This window comes from Nonomuraea typhae (genome assembly GCF_009760925.1).
GTDB classification, from domain to species: Bacteria; Actinomycetota; Actinomycetes; order Streptosporangiales; family Streptosporangiaceae; genus Nonomuraea; species Nonomuraea typhae.
In genome coordinates, this window is the sequence record NZ_VRLV01000024.1 from 1 (window position 1) to 18,709 (window position 18,709).

At 70.2% G+C, this 18,709-nt stretch carries 23 protein-coding genes; all 23 read right to left on the minus strand.

Features of this window, described 5'->3' with window-relative positions:
- A partial coding sequence (gene rpoB, locus FVE25_RS50945; RefSeq protein ID WP_157254644.1) for a DNA-directed RNA polymerase subunit beta occupies positions 1-1,991 on the minus strand: 1,991 nt, incomplete at its 3' end.
- 435 nt (positions 1,992-2,426) lie between these two features.
- A complete protein-coding gene (locus tag FVE25_RS50950) occupies positions 2,427-2,924 on the minus strand; it encodes a hypothetical protein (protein ID WP_246268746.1) in 498 nt (165 codons plus the stop codon).
- Positions 2,921-3,412, minus strand: a complete 492-nt coding sequence (locus FVE25_RS50955; protein ID WP_181019978.1) for a hypothetical protein — start codon at positions 3,410-3,412, stop codon at positions 2,921-2,923. The genes FVE25_RS50950 and FVE25_RS50955 overlap by 4 nt, the downstream gene beginning before the upstream one ends.
- Positions 3,388-4,581, minus strand: coding sequence for an MlaD family protein (locus FVE25_RS50960; protein WP_157254645.1), 1,194 nt, complete (start codon positions 4,579-4,581; stop codon positions 3,388-3,390). The genes FVE25_RS50955 and FVE25_RS50960 overlap by 25 nt, the downstream gene beginning before the upstream one ends.
- Positions 4,578-5,558 carry an MCE family protein gene (locus FVE25_RS50965; protein ID WP_157254646.1) on the minus strand — a complete coding sequence of 327 codons (981 nt, stop codon included), beginning with the start codon at positions 5,556-5,558 and terminating at the stop codon, positions 4,578-4,580. Before FVE25_RS50965 ends, FVE25_RS50960 begins: the two co-directional genes overlap by 4 nt.
- On the minus strand, positions 5,555-6,544 hold the full coding sequence (locus FVE25_RS50970; protein WP_157254647.1) for an MCE family protein: 990 nt from the start codon (positions 6,542-6,544) through the stop codon (positions 5,555-5,557). Before FVE25_RS50970 ends, FVE25_RS50965 begins: the two co-directional genes overlap by 4 nt.
- Entirely contained in the window at positions 6,535-7,527 is a 993-nt protein-coding gene (locus FVE25_RS50975) for an MCE family protein (protein ID WP_157254648.1), read from the minus strand. Before FVE25_RS50975 ends, FVE25_RS50970 begins: the two co-directional genes overlap by 10 nt.
- Before the next feature lie 22 nt (positions 7,528-7,549).
- The gene (locus FVE25_RS50980; protein WP_157254649.1) at positions 7,550-8,608 is read right to left on the minus strand and encodes an MCE family protein; all 1,059 of its coding nucleotides are present in this window, start codon (positions 8,606-8,608) and stop codon (positions 7,550-7,552) included.
- Entirely contained in the window at positions 8,605-9,393 is a 789-nt protein-coding gene (locus FVE25_RS50985) for an MlaE family ABC transporter permease (RefSeq protein WP_157254778.1), read from the minus strand. Before FVE25_RS50985 ends, FVE25_RS50980 begins: the two co-directional genes overlap by 4 nt.
- Positions 9,393-10,121, minus strand: coding sequence for an MlaE family ABC transporter permease (locus FVE25_RS50990; protein ID WP_246268754.1), 729 nt, complete (start codon positions 10,119-10,121; stop codon positions 9,393-9,395). Before FVE25_RS50990 ends, FVE25_RS50985 begins: the two co-directional genes overlap by 1 nt.
- A 74-nt stretch (positions 10,122-10,195) precedes the next feature.
- Positions 10,196-11,197: an ABC transporter ATP-binding protein gene (locus FVE25_RS50995; protein ID WP_157254651.1), complete on the minus strand. Its 1,002-nt coding sequence runs from the start codon at positions 11,195-11,197 to the stop codon at positions 10,196-10,198.
- Between the two features lie 191 nt (positions 11,198-11,388).
- Positions 11,389-11,781 carry a 50S ribosomal protein L7/L12 gene (rplL, locus tag FVE25_RS51000; RefSeq protein WP_157254652.1) on the minus strand — a complete coding sequence of 131 codons (393 nt, stop codon included), beginning with the start codon at positions 11,779-11,781 and terminating at the stop codon, positions 11,389-11,391.
- Between the two features lie 70 nt (positions 11,782-11,851).
- Complete coding sequence (gene rplJ, locus FVE25_RS51005) at positions 11,852-12,376, minus strand: 50S ribosomal protein L10 (RefSeq protein WP_157254653.1); 525 nt, start codon at positions 12,374-12,376, stop codon at positions 11,852-11,854.
- A 236-nt stretch (positions 12,377-12,612) separates the two neighbouring features.
- Positions 12,613-13,458 carry an SCO4651 family lipoprotein gene (locus FVE25_RS51010; protein WP_246268755.1) on the minus strand — a complete coding sequence of 282 codons (846 nt, stop codon included), beginning with the start codon at positions 13,456-13,458 and terminating at the stop codon, positions 12,613-12,615.
- 102 nt (positions 13,459-13,560) lie between these two features.
- Complete coding sequence (locus tag FVE25_RS51015; RefSeq protein WP_157254654.1) at positions 13,561-14,343, minus strand: maleylpyruvate isomerase family mycothiol-dependent enzyme; 783 nt, start codon at positions 14,341-14,343, stop codon at positions 13,561-13,563.
- A gap of 5 nt (positions 14,344-14,348) precedes the next feature.
- The gene (locus tag FVE25_RS51020; RefSeq protein WP_157254655.1) at positions 14,349-14,843 is read right to left on the minus strand and encodes a hypothetical protein; all 495 of its coding nucleotides are present in this window, start codon (positions 14,841-14,843) and stop codon (positions 14,349-14,351) included.
- 7 nt (positions 14,844-14,850) lie between these two features.
- The gene (locus FVE25_RS51025) at positions 14,851-15,183 is read right to left on the minus strand and encodes a hypothetical protein (RefSeq protein WP_181019979.1); all 333 of its coding nucleotides are present in this window, start codon (positions 15,181-15,183) and stop codon (positions 14,851-14,853) included.
- On the minus strand, positions 15,180-15,680 hold the full coding sequence (locus tag FVE25_RS51030) for a hypothetical protein (RefSeq protein ID WP_157254657.1): 501 nt from the start codon (positions 15,678-15,680) through the stop codon (positions 15,180-15,182). The genes FVE25_RS51025 and FVE25_RS51030 overlap by 4 nt, the downstream gene beginning before the upstream one ends.
- Before the next feature lie 69 nt (positions 15,681-15,749).
- Entirely contained in the window at positions 15,750-15,914 is a 165-nt protein-coding gene (locus FVE25_RS51035; RefSeq protein WP_157254658.1) for a hypothetical protein, read from the minus strand.
- The gene (locus tag FVE25_RS51040) at positions 15,908-16,450 is read right to left on the minus strand and encodes a hypothetical protein (protein WP_157254659.1); all 543 of its coding nucleotides are present in this window, start codon (positions 16,448-16,450) and stop codon (positions 15,908-15,910) included. Before FVE25_RS51040 ends, FVE25_RS51035 begins: the two co-directional genes overlap by 7 nt.
- Positions 16,440-16,949 (minus strand): hypothetical protein, encoded by a 510-nt coding sequence (locus FVE25_RS51045; protein ID WP_157254660.1) that lies wholly within the window; start codon positions 16,947-16,949, stop codon positions 16,440-16,442. Before FVE25_RS51045 ends, FVE25_RS51040 begins: the two co-directional genes overlap by 11 nt.
- Complete coding sequence (locus tag FVE25_RS51050) at positions 16,937-17,680, minus strand: hypothetical protein (protein ID WP_157254661.1); 744 nt, start codon at positions 17,678-17,680, stop codon at positions 16,937-16,939. The genes FVE25_RS51045 and FVE25_RS51050 overlap by 13 nt, the downstream gene beginning before the upstream one ends.
- Positions 17,681-17,960: 280 nt before the next feature.
- Complete coding sequence (rplA, locus tag FVE25_RS51055; RefSeq protein WP_157254662.1) at positions 17,961-18,680, minus strand: 50S ribosomal protein L1; 720 nt, start codon at positions 18,678-18,680, stop codon at positions 17,961-17,963.
- Positions 18,681-18,709: the final 29 nt, after the last annotated feature.

Below are 18,709 nucleotides of genomic sequence, written 5' to 3' on the forward strand. Positions count from 1 at the left end.
AAGCTCGTGCCCTGGTTGGAGCGCTTGAACTTCGCCACCCGGTAGGTGGTGCGGGTGCCGTCGTCGTTCATCACCGTGACGTAGTCGGCGGAGACCTCCTCCACCACACCGGCCTTCTCGGCGCTGATGACGTCGCCGGCGTCGGTGGCGGCACGGTACTCCATGCCGGTGCCGACCAGCGGCGCCTCACTCCGCAGCAGCGGCACCGACTGCCTCTGCATGTTGGAGCCCATGAGCGCGCGGTTGGCGTCGTCGTGCTCGAGGAAGGGGATCATCGCGGTCGCCACCGACACCATCTGGCGCGGCGAGACGTCGATGTAGTCGACTTCCTCGGCACGGGCCAGCTCCGTCTCGCCGCCCTTGGTGCGGACCAGGACCCGGGCCTCGGCGAAGGAGCCGTCGGAGTTGAGCGCGGTGTTGGCCTGCGCCTTGACGAAGCGGTCTTCCTCGTCGGCGGTGAGGTAGTCGATCTGGTCGGTCACCTTGCCGTCGACGACCTTGCGGTAGGGCGTCTCGACGAAGCCGAAGGCGTTGATGCGGCCGTAGGAGGCCAGCGAGCCGATGAGGCCGATGTTGGGGCCTTCCGGCGTCTCGATCGGGCACATCCGGCCGTAGTGGGACGGGTGCACGTCACGGACCTCGAAGCCGGCCCGCTCACGGGACAGACCACCGGGGCCGAGCGCGGACAGCCGCCGCTTGTGCGTCAGGCCGGCCAGCGGGTTGGTCTGGTCCATGAACTGCGACAGCTGCGAGGTGCCGAAGAACTCCCGGATCGAGGCGACGACCGGGCGGATGTTGATCAGGGTCTGCGGCGTGATCGCCTCGACGTCCTGCGTGGTCATGCGCTCGCGGACGACGCGCTCCATGCGGGCCAGGCCCAGGCGGACCTGGTTCTGGATGAGCTCGCCGACGCTGCGCAGGCGGCGGTTGCCGAAGTGGTCGATGTCATCGGTCTCGACGATGCGCTCGCCCTGCGGCGTGGGCATGCTCTCCTCGCCCGCGTGCAGGCGGACGATGTACTCAATGGTGGCGACGATATCCTCTTCGGTCAGCGTGCCCTGCGTGATCTCCGAATCAACACCAAGCTTCTTGTTGATCTTGTAGCGACCCACCTTGGCCAGGTCGTACCGCTTGGGGTTGAAATACAGGTTCTCCAGCAGCGTCTGCGCCGACTCCTTGGTCGGCGGCTCACCCGGCCGCAGCTTGCGGTAGATGTCCAGCAGCGCGTCGTCCTGACCGGCGGTGTGGTCCTTCTCCAGCGTGGCCCGCATCGACTCGTACTGGCCGAAGCGCTCCAGGATCTGCTCGCTGGTCCACCCCAGCGCCTTCAGCAGCACCGTGACGGCCTGCTTGCGCTTGCGGTCGATGCGGACGCCGACGCTGTCACGCTTGTCGATCTCGAACTCCAGCCAGGCGCCCCGCGAGGGGATCACCCGGCAGTCGAACAGATCCTTGTCGGAGGTCTTGTCGACACTGCGGCCGAAATAGACACCCGGCGAACGGACCAGCTGCGAGACCACGACACGCTCGGTGCCGTTGATGATGAAGGTGCCCTTCGGCGTCATGAGCGGGAAGTCGCCCATGAACACCGTCTGGCTCTTGATCTCGCCGGTGGTGTTATTGATGAACTCCGCCGTCACGAACATCGGGGCGGAGAAGGTCATGTCCTTGTCTTTGCACTCATCGACTGAGTACTTGGGCGGCTCGAACCGGTGATCGCGGAACGACAAGGACATGGTCCCCGAGAAGTCCTCAATGGGACTGATCTCTTCGAAGATCTCTTCGAGGCCCGACTGGGTCGGGACGTCCTTGCGCCCGGCCTGGCGAGCCGCCTCAACCCGGGCCTTCCACTTCTCGTTGCCCAGCAGCCAGTCGAACGACTCGGTTTGCAGGGCGAGAAGGTCAGGAACTTCGAGGGGCTCCTGGATACGCGTGAAAGAGACGCGACGGGGACCGGCGGGTACGGCGGAGGCGTTGCGCGAGGCTGCCAACAGATGTCCTTCCGAGGGCTCGCGGCGGACTGACTACACGCACGCCAGACAACCTCGCAACGTGAGCAAGCATCGCGGGTCGTCAAAGGGCAGCGCAAAGGGGCAGTGTAGCCGAACGGCACACGCCTGTCCACTTCGCTCTCGCTGCATGCTCCACGTTGGTCGCAGCATCGCCCGTTCAGCCGCAAACGTCAAGCCCACAAGCCCGACTTTCCGCCGGTTCAAGGCTTGGACGCTGGGATTTCTCCCCTGCGTGACCGAGCGCCTACCGTCAGGCCCAAGACGATACCCGCGAACGGGGTCGGCTAACGCTCCGTCACGGCGAGGGTCGAACCCATGCCGACAAGCGGTGTTGCTGTGACTGGAGTACCCGAGGACAAGGACTCGCTAAACCTGAATTTTGATAACAATTGAGGGACGCGCCACGCCCGGGCCTCAGGCGGTCCCGAGGAGGGTCGAGAGGTCCTCCACGAGCCAGCGCCCGTCTTCCCTGATCATGACGAACCTGGCGCGGTTCTGGGTGATCTGTTGCTGAGGCGCCGCCTCGCCCGGCAGTTCCTTGACCGTACCCGTGTTGACGAACAGGAGAACCTCTACCCGGTCGGGATCGGCCCGCTCGACCGCCGCCCCTGCGACCGCCGTCGTCTGGACCGTCTTCTGGGCCTTCGCGGTCGAGACCAGGGTGGCGGCCAGGTCCTTGTAGTGCTTGGTCAGCTGCCCGGTGGTGTGCTCGCCCGCTCTGGCCAGGTCCTGCTCGATCGTGCGGTAGTTGTACGACAGCAGGTCCGGCGCCACCGCCTTGGCCGCGGCCATCGCCTCGACCCCGGCGGCCCGGCCGTCGCGCAGGTGCCGCAGGTCGGCCCACATGAGCCAGAGCGCCACCGACAGCCCCAGCACGAGCGCCGCCAGCACCCCGATCACCACGGCCCTCACAGCACCTGCACCGCCTTCGAGACCAGCCAGACGCCGCCGACCTTGGTGACGTCCATCGCCCAGCGGTAGAAGCGCTCCTGGGGCGCGTTCTTCGAGCCCTCCCAGCGGATCTCGACGTCGGCCACGACCAGCACCTTCGCCGTCCCGCCCGCCATCGACTCCAGCCCGCGGGCGCGCAGCACGCCGTGCTGGACGACCTTGTTGGTGATCGTCGTCTCCTTGAGCTTGGCGGCGTTGGCGGAGTACTCGGCCCGCGCCGCCCCGGTGGAGGTGGCCAGGATGCGGCCGAGGTCGGCGTCGACGGTCTTGTAGTTGAGCGAGAGCAGGTTGACCGCGTGGGTCCCGGCGGCGTCCAGGGCGGCGAGGCGGTCGTCGTCCTCGCCCTGCGCGGCGCGGAGCTGGCCGCCCACCCACAGCGCCACCGCGCCGAGTACCAGCGTGGCCACCCCGAGCACGATCATCGTCAGCCGGGCGGGGGTGCCTGCCATGTCCGCTCCTTCCCGATCGCCGGATCATAACCCGATAGCCACTCTTCCAGATCGGGAATCGTCGGAGGGGCGCCGGGTTCGGGCACGTTGCGGGCCCCGCGCACGCCGGTCGGCGAGCCCTTCGGCGCGGCGCACACGGCCCGCGGGTCCACGGTCTTCACCCGGGTGTCCTGCGGGTAGCGGCGGGGCACGTCGGCGTAGCCGAGCGTGCACGGCGGCGGCACGTTGAGGTTGAGGTTGAGCCCGAAGTGCAGCCCGTCCTTACCGACCACGGTGAAGGCCCCGGCCACCCCCGCCGGGTACCCGATGAGCAGCTGGCGCAGCGCCGCGGCCCGGGCCGAGACGCTCCGCCCGCCGACGATCAGGTGGGTCAGCAGCGGCCGCAGGTGCGGGTCCAGGCCGTCGGCGAGCCGACCGGCCGCGCGGGCGGCGGGCGTGGCGTTGTCGATCGTGCGTTCGATGTCGCCCGCGCCCTCGCGCAGCGACCCGGTGAGCGAGGCCAGGTCACGGGCGAACGCCCGCAGATGACCGCCCTCCGCCCGCTGCGTGCGCAGCACCGTCTCGCCCTGGTCGATCAGCGCGACGGTCTCGGGCAGCACCTCGCGGGCGGTGTCGGTGAGCTGCCCGCCCGCCTCCAGCAGCCGCCGCAGGTGCGCGCCGTTGCCGGCGAAGGCGTCCCGCAGCTCGGTGACGGCGGTCTCGACGTCCTGCGGGTCGAGGGAGGTCAGAAGGCGTTCGGCGTCGCCGAGCACCTGGTCGGTGGTGATCGGCAGCGCGGTGCGCTCCCTGGCGATCGTGTCGCCCTCCTTCAGGTACGGCTGGGCCGTACCCGCAGGTTGGAGGTCGAGATACTGCTCGCCCACGCCAGAACGGTTGGCGACGACGGCCAGCAGCCCCGCGGCGGGGACCGGCGGCGCGGGCAGCAGGCGCAGCACGGCGCGCACGCCGTCGCGGGTGAGGGACAGCGACTCGACCCGGCCGATGCGGACGCCGCGGTAGGTGACCTCGGCGTGCTCGAACAGCCCGCCGGTCTCGCGCAGTTCGACGGTGACCCGGTAGGCGGGCTCGACGAGGTCGGCGCCGAGGCGCGCGTATCTGACCAGGGTGTAGCCGGTGGCGACCAGGCTGATGGCCAGGAACGCGGCCACCTTCAGGCGCGCCGCCCTCATCGCGGGCTCCTTCCGAGCAGGTTGTCCAGGGTGGTGGCGGGCGTGAGGTCCACGGTGACGTCGACGTTGCCGTAGTCGCCGCGCAGCAGGCCGGTGGCCGAGCCGGGGAACGGGAAGGTGAGGGCGGTGGCGAGGTTGCCGGCCAGGTCGTGGCGGGCGCGGTCGAGGTTGTCCAGCAGGCGGCGCAGGTGCGCCAGGTTGGCCAGGGTGTCGGCCTGGGAGCGGGTGACGACGCGGGTGGCGGTGCGGCCGAGGCGGTCGAGGGCGGCGAGCATGCGGGTGAGCCCGGCGCGCTGGCGGCGCAGTTGTGTGACGGCGGGCCCGATCCGGGTGGCGACCGAGCGCAGGGTCGCGCGCTGGGCGGCGAGGGTGGCGGTGAGCCGGTCGAGGTTGCCGATGAGGCGGACGATGTCGCCCTTGGAGCCGTCGAGGGCGCCGGTGAAGGTGTCCAGGCGGCGCAGCAGCCGCTTGACGGTGCCGGTGCGGCCGTCGAGCATCCGGCCGAGCTCGGTGTTGATGGTGGCCAGTTGTTCCAGCCCGCCGCCGTTGACCAGGAGCGAGGCGGCCGCGAGCACCTGCTCGACCTCGGCGCCCCTGCTGGTACGGCGCAGCGGGATGGGCCCCGTGAGGTTCCCTCGGCCGGCGGGCAGGAACGCGACGAACTTCTCCCCCAGCAGGCTCGTCTGGGAGATGACGGCCCCGGTCTCGGCGGGCAGCGCGACCTCGCCCCTGACCGTGCAGGTGACCAGGGCCCGCCAGGCGGCGTCCAGCTCGATGGCGGTGACCTTGCCGACGGTGACGTCGTTGAGCTTGCACAGCGACTGGGGCACCAGGTCGAGGGCGTCGGCGAACTCGATGCGCACCTGGCGCGGACGGTCGCCGAGGTCGGCGCCCCCGGGCAGCGGGATCGACTGCACGCCTTCGAAGCCGCAGCCCGCGGCCAGCAGGAGGGCGGCGACGGCGACGGACGTCTTCACGGGGCGAGCCCTCCCAGCGTGCGGTCGGGCGGCCGGACGGAGGCGGGCAGCGGGAGGAGGTTCTGCACGATCGCGTCGAACCACCGCCCGTTGCCGACGGCGTCGGTGAACTGGCGGGTGAAGGGCGCCAGCAGGCTCAGGGAACGGTCGAGGTTCTCCTCGTTGCGCCGGAGCACGGCGACGAAGGCGCGCAGCTGCTTGAGCGCGGGTGCGAGCGTGTGCCGGTTGTCGGCGATCAGGCCGTCGATCTCGGCGGTCAGCTCCAGGGTGTTGACCAGCAGGCTGTGGATGACCGCGCGCCGGGCGGCGATCTCGCGCAGCAGCAGGTCGCCGTCCTTGACGAGCGCGCGCAGTTCCTGGTCCCGGCCGGCCACCAGGCCGGTGACCGTCTCCGCGTGCCGTACGAGCTGTCGGAGTTTGTCGTCGCGTGCGGAGATGGTGCGCGCGAGGCGGCCGAGGCCGCTCACGGAGGCGCGGATCTCCGGCGAGGAGGCGTCCACGGTCTGGGCGAGGGTGTCGAGGGCCTGCTGGAGCGCGCCCGCGTCGATGCGGCCGGCGCTCCGCGCGAGGTCGCCGACGGCGGGCACGATCTCGTACGGCACGCTGGTGCGTTCGAGCGGGATCGGGCGGTCCAGGCGTCCGGGGCCGTGGGATTCGAGGACGACGTGGTGGGAGCCGAGCAGGGTCGCCAGCCGGATGTGCGCGCGGGTACGGGAGCCGAGCGGCACCTCCCTGTCCAGGCGCATGGCCACGATGACGTGGGCGCCGTCCAGGGTGACCGAGCCGACTTCGCCGATCTTGACGCCGGCCGCCAGCACGTCCTCGCCCGGCCGCAGCCCGGCCGACTCGGCGAACACGGCCGTGCGCACGGGTCCGGTGCTCAGTTCTGGTACGGCCAGCACCCCGGCGACCAGGGCGGCCGCGGCGGCGAGCCCGGCGAGGCCCAGCGGGACGGGGTCGCGCCGCCGGAAGGGGATCATCGGCATCGGCCGCTCGCGTTGGTGATCTTCGGCGTGGTGGCGGCGCCGGAGGTGACCTGAAGGGAGCACAGGTAGAAGTTGAACCACGAGCCGTAGGAGACGGCTCTGGTGAGCTGGTTGAGCCGGAGCGGCACGTCCTTGATCGTCTGGTCGATGACGTCGCGCTCGGCGTTGAGCGCGCTCAGGAGGCTGTCGGCGTGGCGCAGGCTCGCCTTGATGTCGGGCCTGGCCCGCTTGACGAGGTCCGCGGTGACTCCGGTCAGCCGGTCGAGGCCGCTCAGCGCGTCGCCGATCGCCTGGCGGTCCTCGGCCAGGCCGCTGACCAGGGCCTGCAGGTCGGTGATGAGCTCGGCGTAGGCGTCCTCGCGACCGGCGATCTCGGCCAGGACCGCGGTGAGGTTGTCGATCACGCGGCCGATGACGGCGTCGCGGTCGGCGAGCGCGCCGGTCAGGGAGGCGACGTGGCCGAGGAGGCTGTCGACGGTCCCGCCCTCGCCCTGAAGGACCTGGATGATCTGCCAGCTCAGCTTGTTGACGTCCTGCGGCTGGATGGCTTTCAGCAGCGGGCGGAAGCCGTTGAACAGCGCGGTGACGTCCAGCGCCGGGCGGGTGTCGGTGATCAGCTCGCCGGGAGGCAGCACGCCGGGGCCGCCGCGGCCGGTGGACAGCGCCAGGTAGCGGTCGCCCACGAGGTTGCGCCAGCGGATGGCGGCGATGACCCCGCGGGGCAGGTGCGTACGGTCCAGGACGGTGAAGGAGACCTCGGCCCGCGTCCCGGCCAGCACGATCTCCTCCACGCGCCCGACCCGCACGCCGGCCGCGCGCACGTCGTCGCCCGGCCGCAGCCCGGTCGCGTCGGTGAACGCCGCCCGGTAGAGGCGCGCCGCGGCGAACTGCACGCCGGAGATCGTGATCGCCAGCATGGCCACGCACACCGTGGTCGCCAGCGTGAACACACCCAGCTTGAGCGCCGCCTTCAGCGTCGTCATCGGCCCACCGGCCCCGTCGTCGTCATCGCAGCATCAGCCCCGCGAGTTCCTCAGTGCCGTCGGCGAAGCGCACGCCGGGGAACGGCACCGGCGGGTTCGGCAGCCCGTAGCAGCGCGGGCCCCGCGTGTCGCGATAAGCGGGCGCGTCGGCTCCCTTCTTGTACGGCGGCGCCGGCCTGACCAGCTCCAGCACGGCCTTGACGCGACCGGTGCCGAAGGCGTCGTCGAGCAGCGGCTGGAGGCGGTCCAGCCCCTGGAAGACACACGGGATGACGGGCGCGTGGCGGGCGGTCAGGCCGAGGGCCGGCCGGATGACGTGCTGCAGCCCGACCAGGCCGGTCTCGTTGGACTCCAGCAGGGCGGCGGTCTTGCCCGCGGCTCCGGTGACCGAGCGGGTGAGGGCGTCGATCTCGGCTGCCTTTCCGGTGAGGCTCGTGCTCAGCGCGGCGGCGTTGGCCGCGGTGCGCAGCAGGTCGGGGGCGGCCTCGCCGTACACCTGGGTGACGTCGGCCAGGAGGGCGAGGTCGCGACGGGCGGCGGGCAGGTGGGGGGTGAGCCGGGCGAGGTAGTCCTCGGCGTCGGCCAGGGTGTCTCCCACGCGGGCGCCCCGGCCTTCCAAGGCGGTGGCCAGGGAGGTGAGGGTGGCGGCCAGGCGGTCGGGGTGGACGCGGCGCAGCAGGGGCAGGAGGCGGTCGAGCACCTGGGAGACCTCGACGGCGGCGGCGGGGGCGCTGAGGCGTTCGCCGTCGCGCAGGGCCGCGGTCGGGGTGGCGGGCGGGACCAGGTCCACGTACTTCTCCCCGAAGATCGTCTTGGGCAGCAGCCTGGCGGTGGAGGCGCGGTCGACGGGGTGGTGGAGGTCCAGGGTGAGCTCGGCGCCTGCGGCGGTGGCTTTGAGGGCGGTCACCTCGCCGACGAGGACGCCGCGCACCTTGACGTCGGCGCGCGGGCCGAGCTGGAGCCCGGCGCGCGGGACCGACAGCGTGACGGTGGTGGCGGCGGTGAAGACCTTGAAGTAGGCGCCGACGGTGACCGCGACGAAGGCTACGAGAAGGGCCAGCAGGGCCAGGCCGTACCTCATCCGGCCAGCCGCACGGTCGTGGTGGTGCCCCAGATGGCCAGGCCGAGCAGGACGTTGGCCACGTTCACGGCGACCAGCACCGCGCGCACGGCCCGGCCGACCGCGACGCCGACGCCCGCGGGGCCGCCGGTGGCGTGGAAGCCGTAGTAGCAGTGGACGAGGATGACCACCACGGCGAAGATCAGCACCTTGCCCAGCGACCACAGCACGTCGTAGGGGACGAGGAAGAGGTCGAAGTAGTGGTCGTAGGTGCCGCTGGACTGGCCGTAGAGGACGGTGGTGATCGTCCGGGTGGCCACGTAGGAGGCGAGCAGGCCGAGGATGTACAGCGGGAGCACGGCGGCGAATCCGGCGATCAGCCGGGTGCCGACCAGGAAGGGCACCGAGGGCACCGCCATGACCTCCAGCGCGTCGATCTCGTCGCTGATGCGCATGGCGCCGAGCTGGGCGGTGAATCCGGCGCCGACCGTGGCCGACAGGCCGATCGCGGCCACGATGGGGGCGATCTCCCGCGTGTTCACGTAGCTGGAGAGGAATCCGGCGAAGGCGGAGGTGCCGATCTGGTCGAGGGCGGTGTAGCCCTGCAGGCCGACCTCGGTGCCGGCGAAGAAGGTCATGAACGCGACGACCGCCATCGTGCCGCCGATGACGGCCAGGCCGCCGGTGCCGAGGCTCACCTCCGACAGCAGGCGCAGCACCTCGGCGCGGTAGCGGGCGGCGCGGGGCAGGCGCAGCAGCGCCTTGGCGTAGAACTCGCCCTGCTTGCCGAGCTGGTCGAAGGCCATCACCACACCGCCATGGTGATGAGGAAATTCTCGGCGAACAGCACCATGGCCGCGAAGACGACCGTCTGGTTGACGGCCTCGCCCACGCCCTTGGGGCCGCCCGCGGCGGTCAGGCCCTTGAAGCAGGCGATCATCCCGGCGGTGGCGCCGAAGACGAGCGCCTTGAGCTCGGAGACCCACAGGTCGGACAGCTCGGCCAGGCTGTTGAACGACTGCAGGTAGGAGCCGGGCGAGCCGCCTTGGGCGATCACGTTGAAGAGGTAGCTGGCGATCAGGCCGACGGTGGTGACCAGGCCGTTGAGGAAGGGAGCGACGAATGCGCAGGCGGCGACCCTGGGCACGACGAGGCGGTGGAGGGGGTCGATGCCGAGCACCTCCAGCGCGTCGATCTCCTCGCGGATCTTGCGGGCGCCCAGGTCGGCGCAGATGGCGCTGCCCGCCGCGCCGGCGATCATGAGGGCGGTCACGACCGGGCTGGCCTCGCGCACGATGCCGAGCACGGCGGTGGCGCCGGTGAACGACTGCGCGCCGAACTGGCGGATCAGGTTGCCGGCCTGCAGCGCGAGCACCGCGCCGAAGGGGATGGAGACCAGCGCCGTGGGCAGGGCGCTGACGCTGACGATGAACCACGCCTGCTGAAGGAACTCCCGCCAGTGGAAGGGGCGTCTGGGCGCCGCGCGCAGCGTGTCCAGGGTTATCGCCACGAACTGCCCGCTGACCCTGATCACGTTGGGCACCTCCTCATGCGCGGAGAGTAGCGACCGTAGGCCGCAAAAAACGCCTTCCTACGAAATTTCATGATCTATCGGACGCCGTTTAGATGGGCGTTGACCAGCCGAGGGTACTCCTCCAGCCAGTTGCGGCCGCGGTCGTCGATGAAAGAACCCTGCGGCGGGATCACGCCGTTGGCCGCCAGCCACGTGCCGGGCGGCTGCTGGCTGCGGCGGATGCGGTTGCCGGTCGGCATGAGCTGCGGCGGGATCGGCGGCAGCGCGCCCGGGTCGTGGCCCAGCTGCGCCTCGGCCTCCAGCTCGGAGACGTCCTTCTCCTCCGACATGCCGATCGGCCCGTGCTTGCGCGCGTTGAGGAACTGGCGCACCACCGGCTCGTCGCTGGACAGCAACATCTCGCGCGGACCGAACATCACCAGCTCGCGCCGGAACAGCAGCCCGATGTCGTCGGGAACCGTCCGGGCGGTGTTGATGTCGTGGGTGACGATGAGGAAGGTGGCGTCGAAGTCGGTGTTGAGGTCGATGAAGAGCTGGTTGAGGTAGGCGGTACGGACCGGGTCGAGGCCGGAGTCCGGCTCGTCCACCAGGATGATCTCAGGATCGAGCACCAGCGCCCTGGCCAGCCCGGCGCGCTTGCGCATGCCGCCGGAGATCTCGCCCGGCAGCTTGGACTCCGCGCCCAGCAGGCCGACCAGCTCCATCTTCTCCATGACGATCTGCCGGATCTGGCTCTCGCTCTTCTTGGTGTGCTCGCGCAGCGGGAAGGCGATGTTGTCGAACAGGCTCAGCGAGCCGAACAGCGCGCCGTCCTGGAAGAGCACCCCGAACAGGCGGCGCAGCTCGTACAGCTTGTCTTCACCGCAGTTGGCCAGGTCGTAGCCGTCGATCCAGATGTGGCCGCGGTCGGGGCGCAGCAGGCCGACGAGCGTCTTGAGGAAGACCGACTTGCCGGTGCCGGACGGGCCGAGCAGCACCGAGATCTCGCCGGCGGGCAGCGTCAGCGTGACGTCTTCCCAGATGACCTGCCGACCGAACGATTTGGTCAGCCCCTCGACCACGACTTCGACGCCCACTGGTCACCTTCCGCAAGCAGGGGGTAACGTGACGCACACTTTACTGTCAAGCTTCCAACACGTTAGCCCGCTTCCGCGGAATTGGAACAGATTCCAATAACTTGTTACTGGCCGGTTACCCCTGGCACGCACGAAGGGGGCGGCACACCCGGCACCAGGGTGTGGCCGCCCCCTTCGGGGAAGCGTGAAACTTACTTCACGGTGACGGTGGCGCCGGCGCCCTCGAGGGCAGCCTTGGCCTTCTCCGCCTGCTCCTTGTTGACCTTGCCGTCGAAGACCGGCTTCGGAGCGCCGTCGACCAGGTCCTTGGCCTCCTTCAGGCCGAGGGAGGTCAGCGCGCGGATCTCCTTGATGACCTGGATCTTCTTGTCGCCGGCGGCCTCGAGGACGACGTCGAACTCGTCCTGCTCCGCGGCCTCCTCGGCCGGAGCCGCGCCGGGGGCGGCGGCAGCGGCGGCAACCGCGACCGGGGCGGCGGCCTTGACGTCGAAGGTCTCCTCGAACAGCTTCACGAACTCGGAGAGCTCGAGAAGGGTCATCTCCTTGAACGCGCCGAGCAGCTCGTCGGTGCTGAGCTTCGCCATGATGTTTCCTCCGTAAGGGACTTACTCAAAAAGTGGAACGGGACCGCGGTTGAGTGCGGCAACCCCCGAGTTACTCGCCCGCCTCCGCGCGCTTGGCGCGCAGGGCTTCGGCCAGCTGAGCCATGTTGGTGGGCAGTGCGGCGAACATGGCGGCGGCAGCGGACTGCTTCGCCTTCATCGCACCGGCCAGCTTCGCGAGGAGAACCTCGCGCGACTCCAGGTCGGCGAGCTTGGTGATCTCCGAGGCGTCCAGCGTCTTGCCGTCGAGGACACCGCCCTTGATCACCAGAAGGGGATTGGCCTTGGCGAAGTCACGCAGACCCTTGGCAGCCTCGACAACGTCGCCGCTGACGAAGGCGATCGCGGTCGGACCGGCGAGCAGGCCGTCGAGGCCCGTCAGCCCGGCCTCGTTGGCCGCGATCTTGGTGAGGGTGTTCTTCGCCACGGCGAACTTCGCATTCCCACCGAGAGCAACGCGCAGCTCCTTGAGCTGCGCGACGGTGAGACCGCGGTACTCGGTCAGAACGGCGGCGCTGCTGCCCTCGAACTCGCTCTTGAGCTCGGCGACTGCGCTCGCCTTATCCGGCCTCGCCATGGGCCTCCTTCCAGATGTGCCGCCGGAGAAGGCCCCGAACATGAGAACAGCCCCGGGCGCAGGGCGCACGGGGCTTCGCACACACACGTATCGTGTGGGGAAACTCGCATCACACCTGCGCGGGCCGTCCACAAGAAGTGGATCCTTCGGTCACCAGGACTTGCCTAGTGACGACCGGCGGTCTTCGGCAACGACCAGAGTACGTGCTGGTCGCCGAGTTTCCAAATCGATGTTCTCTAGGAGGGAGAAGGAGCGGACTCCGGAGCGCTCTTGGGCAGTTCACCGACCTGGTCGGCCGGCGGCGCCTGGATCGTGAGCGGCTCGTTGAAGCCCTTGAAGAACAGGGTGGCGTCGAGCTTTCCGCCCTTGTCCTCGCCGTTGAGCTGGAGCTTGGCCGGCAGGCCCTGGCCGTCGACCCAGATGTCGAACTTGACGTCCTTCAGCTCGGCCAGGTTCTCCTTGGCGCGCTGCTGCTCGTCGGCGGGCAGCAACTGGACCGCGGCGTCGACCGGGAACGTGCCGCTGTAGTGGGTCGTGTCGACCCCGTTCACGCTCTCGGTGCCGACCTGCTTGACGTCCTTCGAGGCGGTGACCATCTTCGTGACCGCGGCGAGGTCGAACTGCTGGACCTGCGCGAGATAGCGCTGCACCTCGCCCGGGCTGCCCGCCTCGGTGAGCGGCACCTTGATCCACGGCTTGGTGGCGCCGAGCACCTTGTTCAGGGCGTCGACCTTCACGTACAGAACGTCACCCTGGAGGACGGCCTTGGCTCCGCCGGGCAGCTGCTGCTCCCCGAAACCCGCCGCGTCCACGGTGAAGTCGACGGCCAGCGTCGGCTTGCTCTGGTAGAGCATCCGGCCCTGGACCTTGCCGCTCTGTCCGTTGGAGTCGGTCGCGTTGATCACGCCGTCGACGGTGTAGCTGGATACCTGCTCGGTCTTCTGCGCAGCCTGCGCGAGCACCTCCGAAGCAGCCAGGCTGACCTGGATGGGCTGCGCTGTCGATCCACAACCTGTAACCCCGGCCACCACCAGTGCGGCAGCGGCCGCGGCGGCAGCGAGAGAAAACCTACGCTTCACCATGCCTCCGACCCTACGTGGCTAATCTCGAATATGGCGGCTTCCCTCCACAAACCCAGGGAAACCTCCGGGGTTTCCCTGAGCTTTCTGCATGGTTTCTCCACATCAAATGGGCGGCGCCAGCTCGAAATAGCGGTCGAGCACCTGTGTGTCCCCGCTGACGGTCAGCCGATCGGCCGGGATCCGCTGCCAGAGAAAGAGCATGAGCTCCGAGGCCGTGCCGGAGACCGTGACGTCGGCGGGGAAGCCGCCCAGCCGTACCTGCTCGTCGGCGAAGCACACCACCCACTCCTCATCGCCGTCGGTGCGCACGAAGCGGTAGGTCTCCCCCGCGGTCGGCCGGGCCGGCTTCCAGGCACGGCGGGACGGGACCATGACCTCGAAGGTCTGCCGGACCGCGTCGGCGGCCAGTTCGGCGTCCATGTCCTGCGGCTCGCCCAGCGCGTACTCCGCGTCCCATCGATGCACGGCCGCCTCGATCACCTGCATGCGCGACCAGAATCCGGCCGTCCGCTCCGCCGACCACGTCCACACCTCGAGCGCGGGATCCATCGTGGCGAACACCCCTTCCAGTACGGCCGCGCCCTCGGCGAACCAGTCGACCAGCCCGGGCGGCAGCGGCCCCCGGGTCGGCGCGGTCTCGGGGTCCGGCCAGCCAGCGGTGTCGGAGGGCAGCTGGCCGACCAGTTCCGCGGGGTTCACGGGCTCGCTGCGCCGCTCCTCGATGAGCGCGGTGACCAGCCGGTGCACCCCGGACAGGTGCAGCACCAGATCGGACATCGTCCATCCCGCGCAGGACGGGACGTCGGGGGCCTCCTCGCCGGCCACCCGCCGGGCGGCGGCCTCGAACGCCTGGACCTCGCGATGGAAGTGCGTGACATAGTCCATGATTCTCACTGTCGCACGGCGGGCGCGGGGACCGGGCACGCGCCCGTTCTGGGGGCCTTCTTGGGCAGGCCCATGGCGCGCAGGATGCGCTTGACGTACCCGGGCGCGCGCAGCCAGCCGTTCTGCACCGCTCCGGCCTGGCTCGGGGTGTGGATCACGGCGCCCCGCCTGGCGTAGGGGTAGACGTACTGGGTGAGCGCGAGCGTGTCGCCCGGTGGTCCGTACCAGTCCAGCCGGTAGCAGGGTCCGAGCCCGCCCTTGGGCCGGGCGCCGAACGCGTTGGCGCGCAGGCCCGGGTAGATGGCCGCGTGGGCGGAGGTGCCGGTGCGCAGGCTGTTGAGACGGTCGTCCTTGATCCGGCTGCCGGACTTGATGTCGATCGGCGCCCGGAGGCCGGGACCGGTGAGCCTGCCGTGGGAGATCCCCTTGGCCAGGGCCGGGGCCGCGGTCAGCAGCGGCAGCAGGAGCACCGCCACGGCAAGGATGATGAGTCTTCTCATGCTGGCTCTACCTCCTGCGGGGACGAGAGGTTCCGAGCAGATGCGCCACGCGCAGCCGTACCACGCGCGAGGCCAGCCGCAGCGCGGCCGCGCGCCTGCCGGGTGAGACCAGCGTGCCCGCTCGCCAGAACAAGCGGAAGCCCGTCAGCACCCGGCCTTCGTGAAGGGCCAGCGGCCGGGCGCACGGCCGCCGCCCGGCCAGGGCGGGGAACTCCTGCGTCAGGTGGGGGTCGCGGCACGAGCGCACCACCACCGTGGCCGTGAGCACGTCCGCGAGGGCGGCCCCGATCGCCGAGCAGCCCCCGCAGGAGCTGTCGGCGACCACGACGAAGCGGCTCACCGGGGCCACAACCCCCAGGCCAGCGAACCCACCGTGGCGATCGCGGTCGCCGCGGCCAGCAGCCGGGCGTGGATCTGCCACAGGTCGCTCCAGCCGCCGTCCTCGCTGTGGCCGATGCTGGCCGCCGCCATGATCCAGCGGGCCGCGGCGAAGCCGGCCCCGGCCGCCAGCGCGCCGTCCCACGGCAGCATGAGCAGCACCGCGGCCAGCACGAGATGCGGCTGGGCCGACGGCGAGTACGTCCGCATCCCGGTGCCCATCTCGAAACCGAACTGGATGCCGCCCAGCGCCCGCCCGCGCTCCAGCACGTGTTCGGGCACCAGCCGGGCGTTCTCGGGCACGGGCAGCCGGATCAGCCCCAGTTCACGCAGGAGTACGGCTCCCGCCAGCAGGCCGAGCGACGCCAGCCGTACCGGCAGGGGGACGAGGCCCTGCACGATTCCGCCCAGGATCACGCCGACGGCGGCCACCGTCAGCGCGCCCAGCACCAATCCCACGCCGAAGAAGGCGAGGGCACCACGACCGCGCCAGACCGACGCGCTCAGCAGGAACGCCGAGTTGTGGCTTCAAGTGCTGCCCGAGTTGGCGTAGCCCGCGTTGAGGCCCGCCCAGAAGAAGACGAACAGCAGCGGGCCCCGCACCGCGATGGGCAGCGCCGCTCCCAGGACGATCGGGACGGCGACGACCAGCGGGTGCAGGGCCAGTCTGCGCAGGGTCTGCGGCATCAGCACATCGCGATGGTCAGGTCGCGGTGATGGGTGCCGTCACGCCAGGTGACGGTGGTGTAGGCGTCGGAGCAGAAGTACTGGCGGCCGCCGGACTTCCAGCGCCAGGCGTTCAGCCCGGAGCAGGTCGTGGTGCGGGCCACGTTGGTGTACTTCTCCTGGTCGGAGGCGCCGGGCTTGTGCGTGCGGCTGCCCTCGAAGTGCCGGCGGCCGCTGTTGCACGGGTAGGCGCCCATGCGCCAGCCGCCGAAGCAGACGGACTTGCCGTCGCCCCACCAGTTGTTGCGTCCCTGCTCGTAGCCGCCGGGGTAGGAGTTCTCGCAGCTGTTCTCGTTCCACAGCGAGCTGGGCCCGGCCAGGGCGCGCCGCTTGGACAGGGCCCAGTCGAAGGGGACCAGGGCGGCGGCCATCACCGAGACGGCCATGCCCTTCATCAGGGTCCTGCGGCTGGCCGGCAGGGCGCCGATCAGGGATTTCACCCGGCTGGCCGTGGCTTCTCCGGCGGGGGCGGCGTCCATCGCCGGGATCTCGTCAAAGCGCATGGCTGCTCCTCGCAGCTAGAAGGGTGGTCAACAGCTCGGGCAGGTCCGTGTCGCCGTAGACGAACCGGCGGGCGATGACCGCCCCTGCGGGGTCGATCGCGTACAGGCAGGGCGCGTACCCCTCGTACAGGTCGCGCCACTGGCCTGCGTCGGCGAGCACGTGGCCGCCGGAGAATGCCTCGGCCATCTGCGCTTCCGCGACGAGTCCGACGATGCGCAGGTCCGGCCAGGGCGACTCGTGCAGGGTCGTCCATGCCTGGTGGCAGACGGCGCACGTGCTGTCCATGAGCAGCACGACCGCGGCCGTCTGGCCGTCCTGCGGGCGGAGTGCGGGGATGACCGCCTTGCTCTCGTCCGCCAGCCGCGCGGTGCCGGGCGACAGGACGGTCTGCTCCAGCGTGCGCAGCCTGGAGTAGACCGCCCCGACGGCGACCAGCGTGAAGAGGGAGACGAGAAGCGAGAGCAGGGAGACGGCCAGGGGCAGGCTCACGTCGCCCACGCGACCTTGAACCCGGCCAGGACGTCGTCGACCATGCCGGTGTCGGCCGCCCGGAAGGAGGCCGCGTCAGGGTCGAAGGTGAACTGGACGGTGAAGACCGCGCTCTGGTTGGCGAAGGTGTACTTCCACTCGTACGGCGTGCCGGCGACCCGGGCCTTCTGCTCGGGGTCGAGGTCGAGGGCGACCTTCCACACCTCGGCGTCGCCGCGGTCGGCGCCCTGCCAGTCGGGCAGCGACTCACGGGAGGCGCGGGCGTCGGTGGCCATGACCAGGAGCCGGTCGTTGGCGCCGATGACGGTGGTGCCGAACTGCTGGATCGCGGCCCTTGCCCGCGGCCGCACGATGGCGCCGTCGGGGGTGTCGGTGAACTCGACCGCGGCGACGAGCGCGTTCAGCACGCTCCTGCGCGGGGCCGGTCCGTTGAACCAGGTCTTGGCTTCGTTGTACGGCCCGGCCCACACCAGGCAGCTGTCGGAGCGGTCGGCGGCTTCGTACAGAGTCAGGTCGTAGCCCCGTCGGCGGAAGGTCTCGACCCGGCCGCCGGGGAAGACGTGGGTGGGCAGTGCCTTGTTGCCGCCGCGCTGGGCGAGGGAGAAGGATCGGGCGAAGCCCGGTCCGGCGAGTTTGGTGAGGCCGTGCCATTCGAGCGGGCCGGCCGAATCGGGCAGCTCGATCGTTAATCTGGCGGAGTCCGCCGCGGCACGGGTGAACCGGGAAAGCATGATCGTCATAGATTGCCCCCATGGCTGTGCGGTCGCCCCCGACCGCATGATCACTGCTCAGCAGACTCTATGGGACGGAAACCAGGACAGCAATGGTTGTCCGGAAAACCGGAAATTCCCGTTTCATTGGCACTTCTCATAACGTCCGAGGAAATGTCGGCCGAAAGTGGTTGATGCGGGGATATTTCAAGTTTAAGTGCTATTCGGTCACCTGGTTGGGGGGCACGGGCCACCCGGGAACGCAAAAGGCCCCGCCGTACCGGCAGGGCCTTGAGCTGGGGTGGACGGCTTAGGCGTCCAGCTCCGCGGTGAGACCGCGGGTGGCGTTGGGGTCGACGGGGACGCCGGGGCCCATGGTGGTGGAGAAGGTGACCTTCTTCACGTACCGGCCCTTGGCGGCCGACGGCTTGAGACGAAGCACCTCGTCCAGCGCGGCCGCGTAGTTCTCGACGAGCTGACGCTCGGGGAACGACGTCTTGCCGATGATGAAGTGCAGGTTCGCCTGCCGGTCGGTGCGGAACTCGATCTTGCCGCCCTTGATGTCGGTCACGGCCTTGGCCACGTCCGGCGTCACGGTGCCGGTCTTCGGGTTCGGCATGAGACCACGGGGGCCGAGGACGCGGCCCAGGCGGCCGACCTTGCCCATGAGGTCGGGGGTGGCGACGACGGCGTCGAACTCGTTCAGGCGGTTGCCCTTGGAGATCTCGTCGATGAGCTCGTCGGCGCCGACGATGTCGGCGCCTGCCTCGCGGGCTGCCTCGGCACGGTCACCGGTCGCGAAGACCAGGACCCGGGCGGTCTTACCGGTGCCGTGCGGGAGGTTGACCGTGCCGCGCACGATCTGGTCGGCCTTGCGAGGGTCGACACCCAGCCGCAGCGCCACCTCAACGGTGGCGTCGAACTTGGTGGTGGTCGTCTCCTTGGCCAGCTTGGCGGCTTCGGCCGGGGAGTAGAGCTTGTCGCGGTCGACCTTGGCGGCCGCGTCCTTGTGCGCCTTGCTGCGCTGCATGGAAATCTCCTGTGGTGGAGTCTGTGGTG